General features: G+C 63.8%; 16 protein-coding genes and 1 pseudogene. 11 read left to right on the forward strand and 6 right to left on the reverse strand.

Going from position 1 to position 15604, the window contains the following annotated elements; translation table 11 throughout:
- Nucleotides 1-23 precede the first annotated feature (23 nt).
- Nucleotides 24-323: a ribbon-helix-helix protein, CopG family gene (locus GLL_RS08015; protein WP_011141539.1), complete on the reverse strand. Its 300-nt coding sequence runs from the start codon at nt 321-323 to the stop codon at nt 24-26.
- Nucleotides 324-487: 164 nt separating this feature from the next.
- On the opposite strand from GLL_RS08015, the gene GLL_RS08020 reads away from it, so the two are divergent.
- The 4 genes and pseudogenes from GLL_RS08020 to GLL_RS23425 form a co-directional block, all read left to right on the forward strand.
- Complete coding sequence (locus GLL_RS08020) at nt 488-1069, forward strand: TetR/AcrR family transcriptional regulator (protein ID WP_011141540.1); 582 nt, start codon at nt 488-490, stop codon at nt 1067-1069.
- Between the two features lie 62 nt (nt 1070-1131).
- Nucleotides 1132-3468, forward strand: coding sequence for an ATP-dependent Clp protease ATP-binding subunit (locus tag GLL_RS08025; RefSeq protein ID WP_011141541.1), 2337 nt, complete (start codon nt 1132-1134; stop codon nt 3466-3468).
- 169 nt (nt 3469-3637) lie between these two features.
- Nucleotides 3638-3988, forward strand: a complete 351-nt coding sequence (locus GLL_RS08030) for a transcriptional regulator (RefSeq protein WP_164928806.1) — start codon at nt 3638-3640, stop codon at nt 3986-3988.
- Nucleotides 3989-4170: 182 nt separating this feature from the next.
- Nucleotides 4171-4371 (forward strand): annotated as a pseudogene (locus GLL_RS23425) (cytochrome d ubiquinol oxidase subunit II); the annotation flags it as partial.
- 52 nt (nt 4372-4423) lie between these two features.
- Here the strand turns inward: GLL_RS23425 and GLL_RS08040 are convergent.
- Both GLL_RS08040 and GLL_RS08045 read right to left on the reverse strand, forming a co-directional pair.
- Nucleotides 4424-5686, reverse strand: a complete 1263-nt coding sequence (locus GLL_RS08040; RefSeq protein WP_011141544.1) for an MDR family MFS transporter — start codon at nt 5684-5686, stop codon at nt 4424-4426.
- A complete protein-coding gene (locus tag GLL_RS08045; protein WP_011141545.1) occupies nt 5652-6536 on the reverse strand; it encodes a tetratricopeptide repeat protein in 885 nt (294 codons plus the stop codon). Before GLL_RS08045 ends, GLL_RS08040 begins: the two co-directional genes overlap by 35 nt.
- A gap of 129 nt (nt 6537-6665) precedes the next feature.
- Between GLL_RS08045 and GLL_RS22830 the strand changes: the two genes are divergently transcribed.
- From GLL_RS22830 to GLL_RS08060, 4 genes are read left to right on the forward strand one after another with little or no spacing between them, the layout of a single operon-like run.
- Entirely contained in the window at nt 6666-6842 is a 177-nt protein-coding gene (locus tag GLL_RS22830; RefSeq protein ID WP_011141546.1) for a hypothetical protein, read from the forward strand.
- Nucleotides 6843-6848: 6 nt separating this feature from the next.
- A complete protein-coding gene (gene coaBC / locus GLL_RS08050) occupies nt 6849-8057 on the forward strand; it encodes a bifunctional phosphopantothenoylcysteine decarboxylase/phosphopantothenate--cysteine ligase CoaBC (RefSeq protein ID WP_011141547.1) in 1209 nt (402 codons plus the stop codon).
- Nucleotides 8054-8320 carry a hypothetical protein gene (locus GLL_RS08055; protein ID WP_011141548.1) on the forward strand — a complete coding sequence of 89 codons (267 nt, stop codon included), beginning with the start codon at nt 8054-8056 and terminating at the stop codon, nt 8318-8320. Before coaBC ends, GLL_RS08055 begins: the two co-directional genes overlap by 4 nt.
- Before the next feature lie 41 nt (nt 8321-8361).
- A complete protein-coding gene (locus tag GLL_RS08060) occupies nt 8362-9009 on the forward strand; it encodes a hypothetical protein (protein WP_011141549.1) in 648 nt (215 codons plus the stop codon).
- 116 nt (nt 9010-9125) lie between these two features.
- Here GLL_RS08060 and GLL_RS08065 read toward each other — a convergent pair whose 3' ends face one another.
- Complete coding sequence (locus tag GLL_RS08065; protein ID WP_011141550.1) at nt 9126-9911, reverse strand: hypothetical protein; 786 nt, start codon at nt 9909-9911, stop codon at nt 9126-9128.
- A gap of 357 nt (nt 9912-10268) precedes the next feature.
- On the opposite strand from GLL_RS08065, the gene GLL_RS08070 reads away from it, so the two are divergent.
- Nucleotides 10269-11903, forward strand: coding sequence for a serine/threonine-protein kinase (locus tag GLL_RS08070; RefSeq protein WP_011141551.1), 1635 nt, complete (start codon nt 10269-10271; stop codon nt 11901-11903).
- Between the two features lie 9 nt (nt 11904-11912).
- Here the strand turns inward: GLL_RS08070 and GLL_RS08075 are convergent, their stop codons facing one another.
- Nucleotides 11913-12902: a tetratricopeptide repeat protein gene (locus GLL_RS08075; protein WP_164928807.1), complete on the reverse strand. Its 990-nt coding sequence runs from the start codon at nt 12900-12902 to the stop codon at nt 11913-11915.
- Nucleotides 12903-13081: 179 nt separating this feature from the next.
- Here GLL_RS08075 and GLL_RS08080 point away from each other — a divergent pair, with 179 nt between their 5' ends.
- Together GLL_RS08080 and GLL_RS08085 are read left to right on the forward strand one after the other, a co-directional pair.
- The gene (locus GLL_RS08080; RefSeq protein ID WP_164928808.1) at nt 13082-14815 is read left to right on the forward strand and encodes a S8 family serine peptidase; all 1734 of its coding nucleotides are present in this window, start codon (nt 13082-13084) and stop codon (nt 14813-14815) included.
- Between the two features lie 92 nt (nt 14816-14907).
- Complete coding sequence (locus tag GLL_RS08085) at nt 14908-15126, forward strand: hypothetical protein (protein ID WP_164928809.1); 219 nt, start codon at nt 14908-14910, stop codon at nt 15124-15126.
- Between the two features lie 55 nt (nt 15127-15181).
- Here GLL_RS08085 and GLL_RS08090 read toward each other — a convergent pair whose 3' ends face one another.
- Complete coding sequence (locus GLL_RS08090) at nt 15182-15532, reverse strand: phage holin family protein (RefSeq protein ID WP_011141555.1); 351 nt, start codon at nt 15530-15532, stop codon at nt 15182-15184.
- Between the last annotated feature and the right edge of the window lie 72 nt (nt 15533-15604).

The following is a 15604-nucleotide window of genomic DNA, read 5'->3' on the forward strand; positions in this document are numbered from 1 at the left end:
CAGTCCGGCGCATCCTGGCCCGCTCAATTGCTGCTATCCAACCACGCCCGTTCAATGTCCTCCAGGCGCTCGTCGCGTGCCTCCTGCAAAAGGTCGGCAGGCAACAAGCCATGCTGCTCCTGCAGTCGCTTGCGCATTCGGGTCAAAGCTTCGATAGCCTGCATTGCCTGTTGCAGACCGACCTGCCGCCGGTTCCGCTCAAAATAATCCCGCACGATTTCGCGCATCACCTCGGAGAGTGTACGTCCCTGCTCTCGGGCAATCTCGGCCAACTGTCGGTGCTGCTCAGGTTCCAGCAAAATTTGAGCGCGGTATAAAGCCACATCGCCCTCCCTACAATTACACCTACACAGATGTAATCGTAGACGCCACCAGTGAAGCCGCCTCCCAGGCGTCTACTCCTCAAGACAGGTTGTGCACACAGACCATTGACCCTGCCGCCTGGATCGTTTACAAATAATAAGTAAGCACTCACTTATTTATTCCCATGGGCCGCCGCCGCATCATCGATCCCGAACAGATCATCCAGGCCACGCTGGTGGTTCTCTCCACCCACGGCGTGGAGGCGGTGACCATTGCCCAGATTGCCAGGCAGGCGGGTATCTCCGAGGCATCGATTTACAAGTGCTTTGCCAGCAAGGAGGACTTGCTGCGCGCCTGCATCAGCGAGAGCGTCGAGCCGCAGGAATTCTGGCGCAAGTTGTTTGCCCAGGGCGAGTCGCGGCCGGTCAATGTCCTGCTGGAGGAAGCCGCCCTTTTCACGGTGCGCTACTACTGCCAGCATCTGCCCACCTTACTGCTGAGGGCCTTGCGCCCGCAGGCGGACGATTGCTGCAGCGGTCCGCTGCAGACGATGAAGTTGCAGACGCACTACTTTCGGCTCGAAATCGAGCGTCGGCGCATCCGGCCGGGCGACCCTCAGCGCCTCTCAGCGGCTTTCTGCGGCCCGCTGTTCTATTACGTGTTTATCTCCCGGGCTTTTTTGGGCGGTGAGGCCCCTACTCCACCCGAGCAGTTCGCCCGCCAGTGGGCGCAGGACTTCTGGCAGAGCGTCCGCCCGAACGCATGAGTTTTCCGCAAGTTTAATCTTTCGCTCAACGGCCGTCGCAGGGCGGTACTTAAGGAGGTTCCATGTTTGAGCAATTCAGCCCGTCGGCTCTCCAGGTGCTCAACCTGGCCAAGCAGGAGTCATTGCGCCTCGGCCAGAACGCCGTCGGTACCGAGCAGCTTCTGCTTGGACTGCTGGCCCATTCCGACGCCGTCGCCGCCCAGGTGCTGACCGAGCTGGGCCTCAGCCTGGCCGGTGCCCGCCGCGAGGTGGAGAGCATCGTGGGCAAAGGTGAGAGCCGTCCGAGCCAGCGCGTCGCCTTTACCCCCCGGGCGGGGCGGCTTATCGAGCAGGCGCTCATCGAGGCCAACGGCTTCGGCCAGCGCCTGGTCGAACCGGAGCACTTGCTTTTGAGCATGCTGCGCGACAACGAAGGGGTGGCAAGCCGCGTGCTCGATGAATTCGGCGTCGACCGCGACAAGGCCCGCCAGATGCTGCTCGAAAGCCTGGGGGATGCGGCCAAAGCGACCTCTGCTTCGCGCGGCAACGAGCAACCGCGCCGCAGCGACAGAGCTTCCCGCAGCGGCGGACCGCTCGAACGCTTTGGTCGGGATCTGACCGAACTGGCCCGCGGCGGCAAAATCGATCCGGTCGTGGGGCGGGCCGAGCAGATCGAGCGGGTGATCCAAATTCTGGGTCGCCGTACCAAAAATAACCCCGTACTCATCGGCGAACCGGGCGTCGGCAAGACCGCCATCGCCGAGGGCCTCGCCGTGCGCATCGCCGAGGGCGACGTGCCCGAGATGCTTTTCGATCGCCGCATCGTGAGCCTGGACATGGGCCAGGTTTTGGCCGGCACCCAGATGCGCGGCGAATTTGAGGAGCGCCTCAAGGGCGTCATGCAGGAAGTGATCGCCTCCAAGGGGCAGATTGTCCTGTTCATCGACGAACTGCACACCCTGGTGGGAGCCGGGGCGAGCGAGGGCGGCATGGACGCCGCCAACTTGCTCAAGCCCGCCCTGGCGCGCGGCGAACTGCAATGCATCGGGGCGACCACCCTCGATGAGTACCGCAAGCACATCGAGCGCGACGCCGCCCTGGAGCGCCGCTTCCAGCCGGTAACGGTGGGTGAACCGAGTGTGGATGAGGCGATTGCCATCCTGCAGGGCCTCAAGGTGCGCTACGAGGAGCACCACAAGCTGCGCTACACCGACGCCGCCCTCGAAGCGGCGGTGCGCCTATCGGATCGCTACATCGCCGATCGCTTCTTGCCGGACAAGGCCATCGATCTGATCGACGAAGCCGGTTCGATGATCCGGGTGAAACTTGCCCGGGGCGCCGAGTTGCCCGCCATCGTCGATAGCGAAGCGATTGCCCAGGTGCTCTCGGAGTGGACAAACATTCCGGTGGGCAAGCTCACGGGCGAAGAGGCCACCAGTCTGGTGCACCTCGAAGCGCGGCTGCACGAGCGCATCATCGGCCAGCACCCCGCGGTGAGTGCGGTGGCCAGGGCAGTTCGCCGGGCGCGCGCCGGCATGAAGTCTCCCGAGCGTCCGCAGGCGAGCTTCATCTTCGCCGGCCCTACCGGTGTCGGCAAGACGGAGCTGGCCAAGGCGCTCGCGGCTACGGTCTTCGGCTCTGAAGACGCGATGATCCGCCTCGACATGTCCGAATTCATGGAGTCCTACACGGTGAGCAAGCTGATCGGCTCGCCCCCCGGCTACGTGGGCTACGACGAGGGCGGTCAGCTCACCGAGGCGGTGCGCCGCCGGCCCTACACGGTGATCCTGCTCGATGAAATCGAGAAGGCCCACCCGGATGTGTTCAACATCCTGCTGCAACTCCTCGACGACGGCCGGCTCACCGACGCCAAGGGCCGCACCGTGAGCTTCAAGAACGCGCTCATCATCATGACCAGCAACCTCGGTTCGCGGGTCATCGAGCGCGGCGGCGGCGGACTCGGGTTCAACACCACCGGCAGCGCGGGCGAGCGGCGCTACGTCGCCATCCGCGACCGGGTTCAAGAAGAGCTCAAGCAGGTCTTCCGCCCCGAGTTCCTCAACCGCCTCGACGAGGTGATCGTCTTCCAGCCGCTGGACCGCGAGGAACTGGGCCAGGTGGCCCGGCTGCTTCTGAACGAGTCGCTGGAGCGGGTACGCGAACTGGGCATCGAACTGGAGGCGAGTCCCGCCTTCATCGACAAGGTCATCGCCGAGGGCTACTCCCCGGCCTGGGGCGCCCGTCCTTTGCGCCGCGCCGTGCAGCGCCTGCTGGAGGATTCTGTCGCCGACGCCGTCCTACTCGGGCGGCTGGTGAGCGGTGAGCGCTACTTGGTAGATGTCGACGCCGACGGCAAGGTGATCTTCATCTACCCGGATCTGGCCGACGCCAAGGCGGAGATGGCCATGAGCGCCCGATAGTTCAGTTTCTCAGTCACTCGGACGGCCCCTTCCTGGAAGCAGGAAGGGGCTTTTTTTGCACCTGCTGCATGGCCAGGGGGTTCCGACTCGCCTTGAGATCTAGACAAATGTCTAGAACAACTGTTAGGCCTGAGGTACTCGCAAGTGCCCTGTGCTTAGGAGAGCCTCCGTGTCGAAAAGCAGTGCCGGTGTCAACCTGTGGGATCCCGGGCAGGTCCGTAAAGGCTTCGATCTTTCGCGCGAGCGGATGAGCAGCTTACTGCAAGTCAGTTCGAAGACGTACGAGCGCTGGGAAAAAGGAGTTGCAACACCGGCGGAGGCGCAAAAATGGAAACTGGCCAGGCTCAGCGAGATTTTGGCACTGGGATCACTTGTGTATACCCCCGAAGGGCTGCGGGAATTTCTACAAACCCCCATGCCCGCCTTTGATGGCAACTGCGCCCTTGAGATGCTCCGGCGCGGCGAGTTCGAGAGGGTACTTGCCGCCCTCGCCGCCGATTACGAAGGACTCGGTTACTGAGTGGTTTTGGCCTCCTTTGTGCGGCCCTGGCGGGGATACGGCGTCCGGCACATCCCCGTAAATTCGCCATTCGGCGTGCTGGATTTTCGGTTTTCGGCTCAAGCGGACGGCAACCGTTGGAACCGCCAAGGAGAGCCAACTTTGTACCTGGCAAGCGAAAAGGATGGTCCTGGTGGCGCTCACTTGCTTTTGCCGGGCTGGCCCTGGTCGTATTTCCGCACATCATTCCGATGTCGGTGACCATCTACCAGGCCGCCGCCGCTCCCAGTGCCCTGGTGTTCATGATCATCTTTATGGGCTTTTTAATCCCAATCATGCTTGCCTACAACATCTTCCAGTACGTCGTCTTCCGCGGCAAAGTCACCGGCGGTCATTACGAGTGAAGCTTGCGGATCCAACTCGCTCTTAAGCCTCAAGAGAAAGTGCCGCTATCCATCAAGACTGCACCTTCCCGGCCGCATTGACCGCGGGCGGCAGGCGCACTTCCAGCCAGCCCAGCACCAGACAGTCGAGGAGCAGCAGCAGCCCAAAGCCCGGCCAGAGCCAGTCGCTCAGAGGCCGGGGCAGATCCAGGATCCGTCCGCCCACGGCGGGGCCGATCATATAACCCAACGCCCAGCACTGGGAATTGATCGACAGGTACACCCCCCGCATATTTTGCGGGGACATCGCCGCCACCAGCGTCGCCGCCGCCGGATGCATAAAGGTGAGCCCCACCGCCGCCACCGCCAAAGCCAGTGCCGCGAGACCCAAAGCGGACCCCGCGATGGTTCCGGCAAGCCAGATGATGACCAGCGCCGCCGCCAGCACCACCGCTGCGAGCATCAGGGTGCGGGTGCGCCGCCAGGCCGAAGTGCCCCGGGCCACCCACAGCTGAATGGCGGCCATCAGCGCGACGTGCAGGGTGAAGCAGGCACCCACCGCCTCGGTGCTGAGGCCCGCGAAGTTGCGCAGGTAGACGGGCACGGTGCTTTCGAGTTGGGCAACGATCGTGGTGAAGACCAGGTTTGCCGCCGCGTACAACCACAAGTTGCGGTCGCGCAGCGCCTCAGGATAACCCCCCAGGGATGGGTGCGCCTCCAGATGCTCCGGGCGCGTCTCGGGGACACCCCGGGCCACCACGGCAAAAAATCCCAAAAACGCGCAGGCGTTGAGCCAGAAGAGCAGACGGTAGTTGCCGGTCAGGGCGATCACCGCAATGCCCACCACCGCCCCCAATCCCAGACCGATGCTGTCGCCCGAGCGCGTAAGACCGTAAGCTTCGGCGCGCTGCTTGCCCTCGGTCAAATCGGCCACCACCGCCTCGTTGGCGGGCCAGTAAAGGCCGAAGCCCCAACCGGTAATCACGTTTGCCGCCACGAAGAGCGCGAAATTGTCCGCAAGCGCAAACATGACATAACCGACGCTCAAGATCACCAGGGCCGCCAGCAGCGTGCGCCGCCGCCCCCAATCGGGGCGGTCGGTGAGCGTGCCGCCCACCAGGCGGGCGAAAATGCCGCTGACTGCCGAGGAAGCGAGGCCCAGCCCGAGCTGGGTGTAGCTGATGCCCAGCGCACCGGTAAAAAAGATGGCCGAATAGAACAGCACGAAGCCCAGCCCGAGCGAGGCGAGCAGCCGACCGGCAAACAAAATCCAGACGGGCGCCGGCAGGTCCGGCAGGAAGCTAGGGCGCGCCGTTGCGGGCGGCTTGCTCGTCACTGGTAGGCTCCGGCAGTCGCTCCAGGGCCGCTTTGATGCGCGGGGTGGTCAGCACCATCGCCGCGTCCGCCAGCAGCTTGGTACCCCAGAGATTTTCTTTGAGGTAGTCGAGTTTGCCGTAGCGCTTGTCGAAGCCCAGCGCCTCCTCGCTGAGGGTCAGGCCCCTTTCGCGCTCCCCCTGGCTGAAGAGCGCCACCCCGAGGGCGAGCTTCGGCTCGGCGGCCTTGGTATTGATGGCCACCGCCTGCTCCCAGCGGCTTTTGGCTTCGTCGATGCGGCCCTGCTCGTAGCGGATGAGGCCGATGTTGTTGATGGCTTCCCAGAAGGTCTTCTTGAGGGCGACCGCCTTTTCAAAAGCACCCACCGCCTCCTCCGGCCGCTCGAGCAGCACGTAGGCGTTGCCGAGGTTGAAGTATTCGTCGACGGCCTTGGGATCGAGCTTGAGGCCGCGCTCGATGGCATCGGCGGCGGCCGGATAATTTTTGAGGCGGCTGTTGACCAGGCCCAGATTGAACTGAAAGCGGGCGTTGTCGGGGGCCAGTTCGCTGGCGAGCTTCAACTCGGTGAGGGCCGCCTCGGGCTTGTTGTTCTGCAAATAAATGCCGCCCAGGACCGTGTGGGCCTGGGGGTTGTTCTTAGAAAGCTGCACCGCGAGTTGGGCCATCCCCTCCGCCTCGCCGTAGCGCGCCACCTGTACCAATCGAATCGCTTCTTCGGCCAGCTGCATCGACTGGCGCTGCAACTGGTCGGCCGCCAGCGACGGGACGGTGACCAGCGGGGTCTGGGCGTGCGCTGCAGGCATAGCCAGGGCGCTTGCCACCAGAGCGAGGGCGAATAAACGATTCCACATGCGTCAAAAACCTACGGACCGGCGGAAATGGGCTCTACTCAGTGTAACGGCTCAACCCCGACCCTCCCAGTGCGGGCGGGCACGGCGTGGCACAATGGCACCAGAACGAGGCGTGAAGGAACGTAAACCATGACCGAGCAGGAGATTCGCGAGGGGGTAGAAAAGGTGCGCCGCGAGCGGGCCAATCTGCTGCAGCTGATCGAAAAACCCGATCTCAGCCTCGACACGCGCCAGGACGTCAACCAGGCCCTCGAAGAAATCGACGATCTGCTGGTGGAATTCGAACGCACCTTCCCGGGCGGCTAGCGGGCGATGTTCGCGGGTCGGCGCGTCCTGGTGGCCGTCACCGGCGGCATCGCCGCCTACAAAGTCTGCGAGGTGGTCTCCACCCTCGCCCAGGCGGGCGCCTCCGTGCGCGTGCTGCTCACGGAGGCGGCCGAACGGTTTGTAAGCGCCCTCACCTTCGCCACCCTGGCGCGGGCGCGCGCTTACACCGACGCCGACTTTTGGTCGGCGGAGCACGGCGCGCCCCTGCACATCGCCCTGGGCCAGTGGGCCGAGGTGATCTTGATCGCACCCGTCACCGCCCACACCCTGGCGCGACTGGCCCTGGGGCTCGCCGACGACCTGCTCACCAACACGGTGCTCGCTTCGAGCGCCCCGATTTTGCTTGCCCCGGCGATGAACACCCAGATGTGGGAACAGGAGCCGGTCGCAGCGCATGCGCAGACGCTGATTACCCGGCCGCGCTACCACCTGAGCGGTCCTGGCCGGGGGCGGCTTGCCTGCGACGCGGTGGGAGCCGGGCGCCTCAGCGAACCGGCGGTGCTTTTGCGCCACCTCGGTTCGCTTCTTTGGAGCGGCGGCAAACAGGATCTGGCGGGCAAAACCGTGCTGGTCACCGGCGGCGGCACCCGCGAGTTTCTCGACCCGGTGCGTTTTATCGGCAACCCCAGCAGCGGCCGGATGGGTATTGAGCTGGCCGCCGCCTGCGCCCACCGCGGCGGGACGGTGCACTTGGTGCTGGGTCCGACGCACCTGGAGGCCCCCCCGGAGGTCGATTGCCACCCGGTGGTCGGCGCCGCCCAGATGGCCCAGGCCACTTTTGCGCTGTTCGAGCGGGCACATTTGACATTCATGGCCGCGGCGGTGGCCGATGTACGCCCAAGCCAAATCCACATCGACAAAATTCCCAAAAACCAGCTGGGCAATAGGCTCACCCTGGAGCCGGTCGAGGATATTTTGCTCGAACTTTCTCGCCGTAAGCAACCCTGGCAAACACTGGTCGGTTTTGCCGCCCAGACCGGCGAGGACTGGTTGGTTCCCGCGGCGGCCAAGCTCAAAGCCAAACACCTCGATTGGCTGGTGGCCAACCGCGTCGACCTCCAAGAGCAGGGCTTCGGCGGTGACAACAATCAGGCTATGCTCTTAAGCAGCCGCGGGGATATGCATGCGATTCCCCTGATGAGCAAACTGGAGATGGCCCACCGCCTGCTGGATCGAATGGAGACTCCCGCGTGATCCGCACACCCTGGTTCGACGAGCAAACCGGCGAGTTGGCCTTCCAGGTGGTCAGCCGCGCAGACTCCTGGCAACTGGCCCTCGCGGACGGGGTGGTTACCCGGGAAGAACTGCACGCCCAAACCCAGAGTGTGACCAGGCTGTTGCGGGCCATCGACGAGCGGGTCGACGACGAAGTGCACAACTTGATCACCGAGGCGCTCAAGGAACTCTCGGTGCTGCACGCCATGCAGGTGTTTTACGCCTCGGAGGAAGCGGGCTAGCGGCCGGGGCGCTATGCTGTCTTCAAAAAAGAGGAACGACCATGGACGAGGAGTCGGCCGCACCCGAAAGTCACACCCCCGACCGCCCGAGGGAGCCGGTGGACCAGGAGGCGCTTGCCGCCTACTGGAAGTGCGCCGCCGAGGAGGCCGAGCAACTGTGCCTTGAGCAAATGGAGATTGCCCGCCAGGCCCATACCAGCCGCCAGGAAGCCGAAAGTGCTCTGATTGTGCAACGCCAGACCATTGCCAGCCAGCAGGCAGAGCTGAGCGAACTGCGCCGCAATTTCGATCGCTCCAGTGGGATCATCCGCTCGCTCGAGCAGCGCCTGGCCACCCTGCAGGAGCAATTGACCCAGCGCCCGGCCGCTTCGCCCCAGTGGGAAGCCAGAATCGCCGAAGCCGACCGGTGCATCCGCGAGCATGCCAGCGCCGCCGAGCAGGCGCAAGCCCGGCTGCTCAAAGCGAACGAACGCATCATCGCCCTCGAACGGCAACTGCTTCAACTCAAAGGCGTCCTGGAGCGCAGCGCCTCCGACCGCTGCCAGTCGCCGCTCTCCCTTCCTGAATCGATCGACATCACCGGGACAAACGCCCCAATCCCCAAGGGTCCGCCACGGGCGCGCTCCGGCCACAGTCTGGTGCGCTTACCGGCATTCTTGGAAACTTCCCAAGATCGCAGGGAATGTTAGCGGCAATACAGGTGCTGGCGGCGGGACGTGTCAGGATACACGCAGACTAACCTAACTGTCAGGCCCATTCTCTGGACTCCCGGAAACCCCCTGGAGGAGAGGGGCTTTTTTTTGGGTTACTGTTCGAAGCTTTTGAGTAGGTATTGGACTTCATTTAGGGATAAACCGGAGCGCTCGCAAGCCACTTCGAGGTCGCGCGTGTCGATAAGCAGGTTGATTAATCCGGCAATCTGGCGGCGGATCGCGCCTCCCTTCCAGTGCCAGACGCGCTCCTGTACCGCCAGCAACCGATCCGCGGTGGCGACGGTGCCGTCTTTGAGCGGAATGGCAATCTGGGCCAGCGCCGCAGCCGGCCCCGGCGCCATTGGTGGCGATGCCGTCGTCGGCACAGCAACGGCAAGCGCACTCGGGCGCAGAGGCAGCGGGGCAAGCTTCATCCAGGGCGCGGTCCCCACACTCGGGCGGCGCACACCGTCCGGCTCTGAACTGGTCACGGCTTTGAGGGCAATGGACGACTCTTCCCCGAAGGGCTCTGCAGGCGCAAACATCGCCGCCGAATCGGCAGGGACCGCCGATTCGCCAAACGGCAACGCGGCAGCAACCAACGGCAACGGTCCACCTCCTACCGGCTCCGCCGTTTGTAAAGGTTCAGCCGCGCTTACCGGCACCTCGGCACCGATAAGCCGGACTTCCACCTCACCGACAGGCTGTGAAGGCGTCTTGAACGGCAGCACTGGAGCAGCCTCTGTTCCCAGGATCTGCCCTTGCCTTTCGGGATTGGCATACCCCAAACCAGTGCCGCAGAGGAAAAGAACCCCTGCCGCCGGCATCCACATCCAGCGATTTACCCGCACGGCTTTTACCACCCACTCCTGCAGCAGATTGCAAAGTGCAGTATGCATTCCCGACTCCGCCGCAGCCAGACCGATAGCGACTAGGGATAAAGTTTTGGCGGCTCAAGGGCACTGACCTAAAACTTGTCGTCCGAAAATGATCGATGAAACTCTATCTGTGTCGCACGATACGACTTCCGCATCTTTCGCGAGCATTAATTCAGTGTTATCCTGCAAGTCAGGCCCAACAAGCTTCCTGGAAACCGGCCTTGCCGAGGTCTGGAACCTTGAGCCTCTACACGTCCTGCAATATAGCTTCACGCAGTATATAAGCAAAATCTGATAAAACGTTAGTGCTTGTGGGGTGTCATCTCGGGCTGGGGGGCGAACCCGCGTTTAAGTACATGTATATGCTGAGCACGAGTAATGATCGGTAGACTGCTCGACGGGCGTTACAAGATATTGCAGATCCTGGGCGCGGGTGGCTTCAGCCAGACTTATCTTGCCCTTGACACGCGGCGGCCCAGCAGTCCTACCTGCGTCGTCAAGCACCTCAAGCCCACCAGTGAGAATCCCGGTTCGCTGCAGATTGCCAGGCGTCTTTTTCGCAGTGAGGCGGAGACGCTTGAGCGCATCGGGCACCACGATCAAATTCCGCGGTTGCTCGCCTACTTTGAAGAGGACGAAGAGTTTTACCTGGTGCAAGAATTTATCGAAGGACACGTTCTGGCCACCGAGCTGCAACCGGACGCGCCGATGGGCGAAGCCCGAGTGGCGGCGATGCTCCAGGATGTGCTCTCGACGCTCGCGTTTGTACACAGCCAGGGGGTCATCCACCGCGACGTCAAGCCTGACAATCTGATTCGCCGCAGCAGCGACGGCAAGCTGGTGCTGGTCGATTTTGGAGCGGTCAAGACCGTCTGGTCGCGCCCGGCAGCTTTGCCTGGAGGTCAGCGCGGCGGCACGGTCGCAGGCACGATCATCGGTACCCCAGGCTACATGTCCACCGAGCAGGGTCGGGGCAAACCGCGCCCGAGCAGCGACATCTATGCGCTGGGGATGATCGGCATCCAGGCGCTGACCGGGCTCAATCCGATGGAACTTCCCGAAGATTCGCGCACAGGCGAGCCGCTCTGGCAGGACAACGCCCAGGCAAGCCCGGGACTGTGCGCGATTCTCAGCAAAATGGTGTCTTACCACTTCAAGGACCGCTACCAGACGGCCCACGAAGCCCTCGAAGCGCTCCAACATCTTTACGCCAGCCCCGGCAGCACGTCGGCAGCCACCGTCGAGCGGACACCACCGCCGCTCGAAGCGCCGCAGGCCCGCGAAGAAACGTACTACGGTCAGCCCTTACCAGTTGAAATGCCGGTTCTGCAGCAGACGCCGCCCCCGGTTGAGACGCCGCAGGCCCGCGAGGAAACCTATTACGGCCAACGCCTGCCGCTCTCAGTCTCCGAGCTGCCTCCACAAACCGCATCAGCATCGGCCCCGCAGCAGGTGTCGCCCCGCCGGACGCTGGCACTGACCGGTGCTGTCCTCGCCGCCGTCGCTTTGGGCTTTTTGGCCTATCGTTCCTTGGCAAACCGCCCATCACCGCAACTGTCCCCGGTGCCCCAAGCGCCCGAGCGTGTACGGCCCAAGCAGGCGCTCGGCGTTCCTGCCAAGTTGCCCGTAGCAAACCCAGCGCTTCGCGACGCTTCTAAATCCGCCCCCCAAGCCATCCGCCCCGTGCGCCCGCCCGCGCCGGTGCCGACCAAACCGCCGACTGCCGCCGCGCCGGTTGTCAAAACTACAGCACCGCCTCCGGCAGTCAAGGCGGCACCCACCGCGTCCGTCCGGCCGAAACCCATGGTCAAAGACGCCGCTGTCCAGCCCAAACCCAAACCGCCGCAAAATCGGCCTGCACCGGTCCAACTCCCCACCGTGACTGCAAAAGGCCCGCCTGCCAAAACGGCCTCCCCACCGGAACTGTTTTTGCCTGCCAAAGCGCCCGTCAGCGCCCCGGAGACACCGGATATCCTCAGGCCCGCGGACAAGCCCCTCGAGCCGCCAAAGTAGGCGCGCCTTCTACTTGATATAGATCTTGTAAGTCCGCCAGGCAGCCCCGCGCCAGGCCAGACGGATGAGCGCCTGGCGGTCGAGGCCGGTGCTCTTCAGGGCTTCATCGACGGTCGAGCCGCGCTCCATGCGCACGACAAAATTTTGGGTCTGCCCGTATACTGCAGCTTCGCGGCTCAGCACTTTGCGCTCGACGCTGAGCCTGAGTCCGAGCAGCACATCGTCCGTGGTGGCGTCGTAGCCGCTGATTTTGCCGACGGCAACCGCGCCCGGACGGGCCGCGACGGGCGACGGGGAGGGGGCGACGGCGGGAAGCTCGGTAGGGCGACTGGCACTGACCAGGGGCATCGCTGTGGCCGGGGGTGCCGCCGCAGGCTCGTCCACCGGGACCGGAGGGGACGCGGCGAGCGGCGGGCGGACGGGCCGGGGGTCGGCTTGCGCCCCGGTGCTTGCCAGGGTGGTGGGGCCGGTAGGGGACCGGCTGGTCGGGTCGGATGGCTGGGGAGGCGCGGGGGGAGAGACGGTCGCCTGCCTGCGGGCGGCGGACGGGGCGGCGGCGCGTCTGCGGGCCGCATCGAGCATGGCGCGCGCCTGGGGAGCATCGGGGGCGTTTGGGGCCAATTCGAGATAGCGGCCGTAATCGTCCACTGCCCGGTTGAACTCTTTGAGATCGTTGTAGACGACGGCCCGGTTGAAGTAGGCGTTGGCGTAATCGGCCTTGCGATCGATGGCCAGGCCGAAATCGTCGGCAGCACCGCGCAAATCGCGCATCAAGTAGCGCGTGATGCCACGGTTGACGTAGGCGGCGGGCTCATCGGGGCTGCGCTGGAGCACTTCGTTCCAGATTTTGAGCGCCTTGGTGTAGTTACCCTTGTTCTGTTGGGCGTAAGCGTCCTTGAACAGCTGTTGCAGGTTGGTTTGCGACCCTACCGGACCGGCCGGTCCGCTTATCCATACCAGCGAGGCCAGACCCGCACCAAGCAGCCAGCCATGCTTCACCTCAATGGCGCCTCCACCGCAATTCACCAGAGGGCAATCCGCCAGGCAATCCCGCCGCTGGAGCCCGCCGGGTCCGCTGGCCACTTCAGGGTACCGCGATCTGCGTCGATTGGCTCACCCGCCGCCGCCCTAAGCGCGTGTTAAGCTCGGGGCAATCGTTGAGACCTCGGGTGGTGGCGATGCGCTTGCGCAAATGGTGGACGGCGCTGTTGGGCTGGATGGCACTCGCGCTCGCTGGCACAGCGGCCCTCGCCGAACCGATGACCCTCCCGCAAGAAGCGGTGATCGCTTTTCGTGACCCGGTTTCACAGGCGTTTCTGAAGGCACTGCAGGCACGCCATGGTGTACGCTTCGAGGCCAACAGCCGCTTCTCCGGCGATGGGCGGGTGTTTCGGGTGCGCTACGCGCCGGGCAAGGGCGCCGAGGTAGGCGCGCTGTTGTCGCAGCTGGTGCAAAGCGACGTGGCCGAGTACGCCGAGCCCAACTACGTCTACCGCACCCTCGGTTTTCCGAACGACCCGCTCTATCCAAAGCAGTGGAATCTGCGCGCCATCGGCATCGAGAGCGCTTGGCAAAAGGCGGACGGTAGCGGGGCTGTGGTCGCAGTCATCGACACCGGCGTGGCCCGCAGGCTGCCGGATATGGCCCAGACCGACTTTGTGCTCGGCTACGACTTTGTCAACGACGACGACGACGCCACCGACGATCAGGGGCACGGCTCCCACGTCGCGGGCACCATCGCCCAATCGACCGACAACGGCGAAGGGGTGGCGGGGATCGCCTACCGGGCGCGGATCATGCCCGTCAAGGTGCTCGATCGCTACGGGTCCGGGTCCGCCCTCGACGTGGCCGAGGGCATCAAGTTTGCCGCCGACAACGGCGCCAATGTGATCAACCTCAGCCTCGGCGGCCCCGGCGACAGCTCGGTGTTGCGCGAGGCGGTCGATTATGCCCACCGCAAGGGTGTGGTGGTCGTCTGCGCCGCCGGCAACGAAAGCGCTCCCCAGGCATCCTACCCGGCTCTGTACGCCAACTGCCTGAGTGTCTCGGCCACCGGCCCGGACGGATCGCTGTCATTTTTCTCGAACTTCGGGCGCGGCGTGGATCTGAGCGCTCCCGGCGGTGACAAGAGTGCTCTGGGAGCCGACGGCGGCATCTTGCAAAACACCATCGACGACCAGGGCAATTCTACCTACGCGAGCTACCAGGGCACCTCGATGGCTGCTCCCCACGTGGCCGGAGTGGCGGCCCTCGTCTATAGTGCCGGGGTGCAGGACGCGGCTGAAATTCGCAAGGTGCTGCTCAGTGCCACCCGTCCGGTGGGCCACGACTTTCAAAACCAGCACGGTGCCGGGCAACTGAACGCCCAACTTGCCCTCGACAGCCTCGAAAACCCTTATTGGTTCTTCCGGGGAGGCTTCTGGTGGTTGGTGCCGCTGGCCACCCTCGCCGTTGGTATTGTGCTGGGGGCGTTGGTGATGCTGGGCAGCCGCGCTATCGGTTTTAGCGAATTTTTCTACGCCATCGGCTTTGCAGCCACGGGACTCGGCTTCTTTCCGCTGTCGGCCTTCGGCACGCTCTGGGGACCGGAAGGGCTACTGGCTCTACTTGCCACGCCGATCCCGAATTGGGATTTGCGCTTTTTTGAAGGCTGGCTCAATCCCGGCCTGCACACGGTCCTGGTGCCGGGACTTGTTGCGGCGCTGTTTTCGGGTTCCGGCTGGGGACGCTCGCTGGCCGTAGGGGCGTGCGTCGGCAGCGCAGCCCTCCTGGCTCTGCAGGGAAGCGTTTTTTATACGCCTTTGACATGGTTTACCGAAGAGTCCTACGCCCGCGGCTTCTTGCTGGTCAACGCCTTACTCAGCCTGCTTTTGGGCTTTTTCGTCCACCGCAGCGGCGTAGAGAACCCATGAATCGGCTCGGGGCATTGGTAGGTCTGGGACTGGCGTTGCCGTTGCTGGTGCCCACAGCCGCCTGCCAGGCCCAAGTACGCAAGGAGACCAGCATGTTTACAGGGACGTTGCGCTTTATCGACATCGAGACCGGGGTGTGGCAACTGGTCACTCCCCAGGGCAAGTACCAGCTGCGCTTCAAAAACCGGCCCGCCGATCTGAAGACCCTCGAAGGCAAGACCGTGCAGGTCAGAGGCACCGTCCGCGACGATCTGATGACGACCACCATGGCGGGCACAGTCCTCGAAGTCGAATCGCTCGGCGCTTCGTAAAGCTCACCGCGGGGGGCTGCTGCGGTAACCGGATTTTGCGCGGAGCCTGAACGCTTCAAGCGAAGCTGCGTCCACCCAGTAGACCAACCGCTGCGTTGGCGACGGCAATGAGGATCGCACCCAACAGCGCCGTCCAGAAGTTCGCGATGGCGAACCCGGGTACGATGGCCGCAGCCAGCAGCAGCCCGAGGGCGCTGATCACAAACGAGAACAGGCCGAGAGTCAGGATGTTAATTGGCAGGGCAAGCAGATTGAGCACCGGCACAATAATCGCGTTGATAATACCCACCACCAGCGCGGCGATAAGTGCCGCCCCGATCGTTGAGACTGTGAAGCCCGGCACAACGTAAGAAACCAGAACCAAGACTGCGGCCGAAACCAGCCAGCTCAGCAAAAAAGCAACCATGTTCAGCTCCAGGGGAACTACCCTATCGTGGCCATTTGCCGGTTGTTCTGCCTCTATCTGGAGAATTGCATT

This window comes from Gloeobacter violaceus PCC 7421 (assembly GCF_000011385.1).
Classification (GTDB): Bacteria; Cyanobacteriota; Cyanobacteriia; order Gloeobacterales; family Gloeobacteraceae; genus Gloeobacter; species Gloeobacter violaceus.

What these genes read in the sequence shown, in the direction of transcription:
- GLL_RS08020 (WP_011141540.1), top strand. Translation starts at nt 488, where the DNA reads ATGGGCCGCCGCCGCATCATCGATCCCGAACAGATCATCCAGGCCACG.
- GLL_RS08025 (WP_011141541.1), top strand. Translation starts at nt 1,132, where the DNA reads ATGTTTGAGCAATTCAGCCCGTCGGCTCTCCAGGTGCTCAACCTGGCC.
- GLL_RS08045 (WP_011141545.1), bottom strand. Translation starts at nt 6,536, where the DNA reads ATGTGGAATCGTTTATTCGCCCTCGCTCTGGTGGCAAGCGCCCTGGCT.
- GLL_RS22830 (WP_011141546.1), top strand. Translation starts at nt 6,666, where the DNA reads ATGACCGAGCAGGAGATTCGCGAGGGGGTAGAAAAGGTGCGCCGCGAG.
- coaBC (WP_011141547.1), top strand. Translation starts at nt 6,849, where the DNA reads ATGTTCGCGGGTCGGCGCGTCCTGGTGGCCGTCACCGGCGGCATCGCC.
- GLL_RS08060 (WP_011141549.1), top strand. Translation starts at nt 8,362, where the DNA reads ATGGACGAGGAGTCGGCCGCACCCGAAAGTCACACCCCCGACCGCCCG.
- GLL_RS08065 (WP_011141550.1), bottom strand. Translation starts at nt 9,911, where the DNA reads ATGCATACTGCACTTTGCAATCTGCTGCAGGAGTGGGTGGTAAAAGCC.
- GLL_RS08070 (WP_011141551.1), top strand. Translation starts at nt 10,269, where the DNA reads ATGATCGGTAGACTGCTCGACGGGCGTTACAAGATATTGCAGATCCTG.
- GLL_RS08080 (WP_164928808.1), top strand. Translation starts at nt 13,082, where the DNA reads ATGCGCTTGCGCAAATGGTGGACGGCGCTGTTGGGCTGGATGGCACTC.
- GLL_RS08085 (WP_164928809.1), top strand. Translation starts at nt 14,908, where the DNA reads ATGTTTACAGGGACGTTGCGCTTTATCGACATCGAGACCGGGGTGTGG.
- GLL_RS08090 (WP_011141555.1), bottom strand. Translation starts at nt 15,532, where the DNA reads ATGGTTGCTTTTTTGCTGAGCTGGCTGGTTTCGGCCGCAGTCTTGGTT.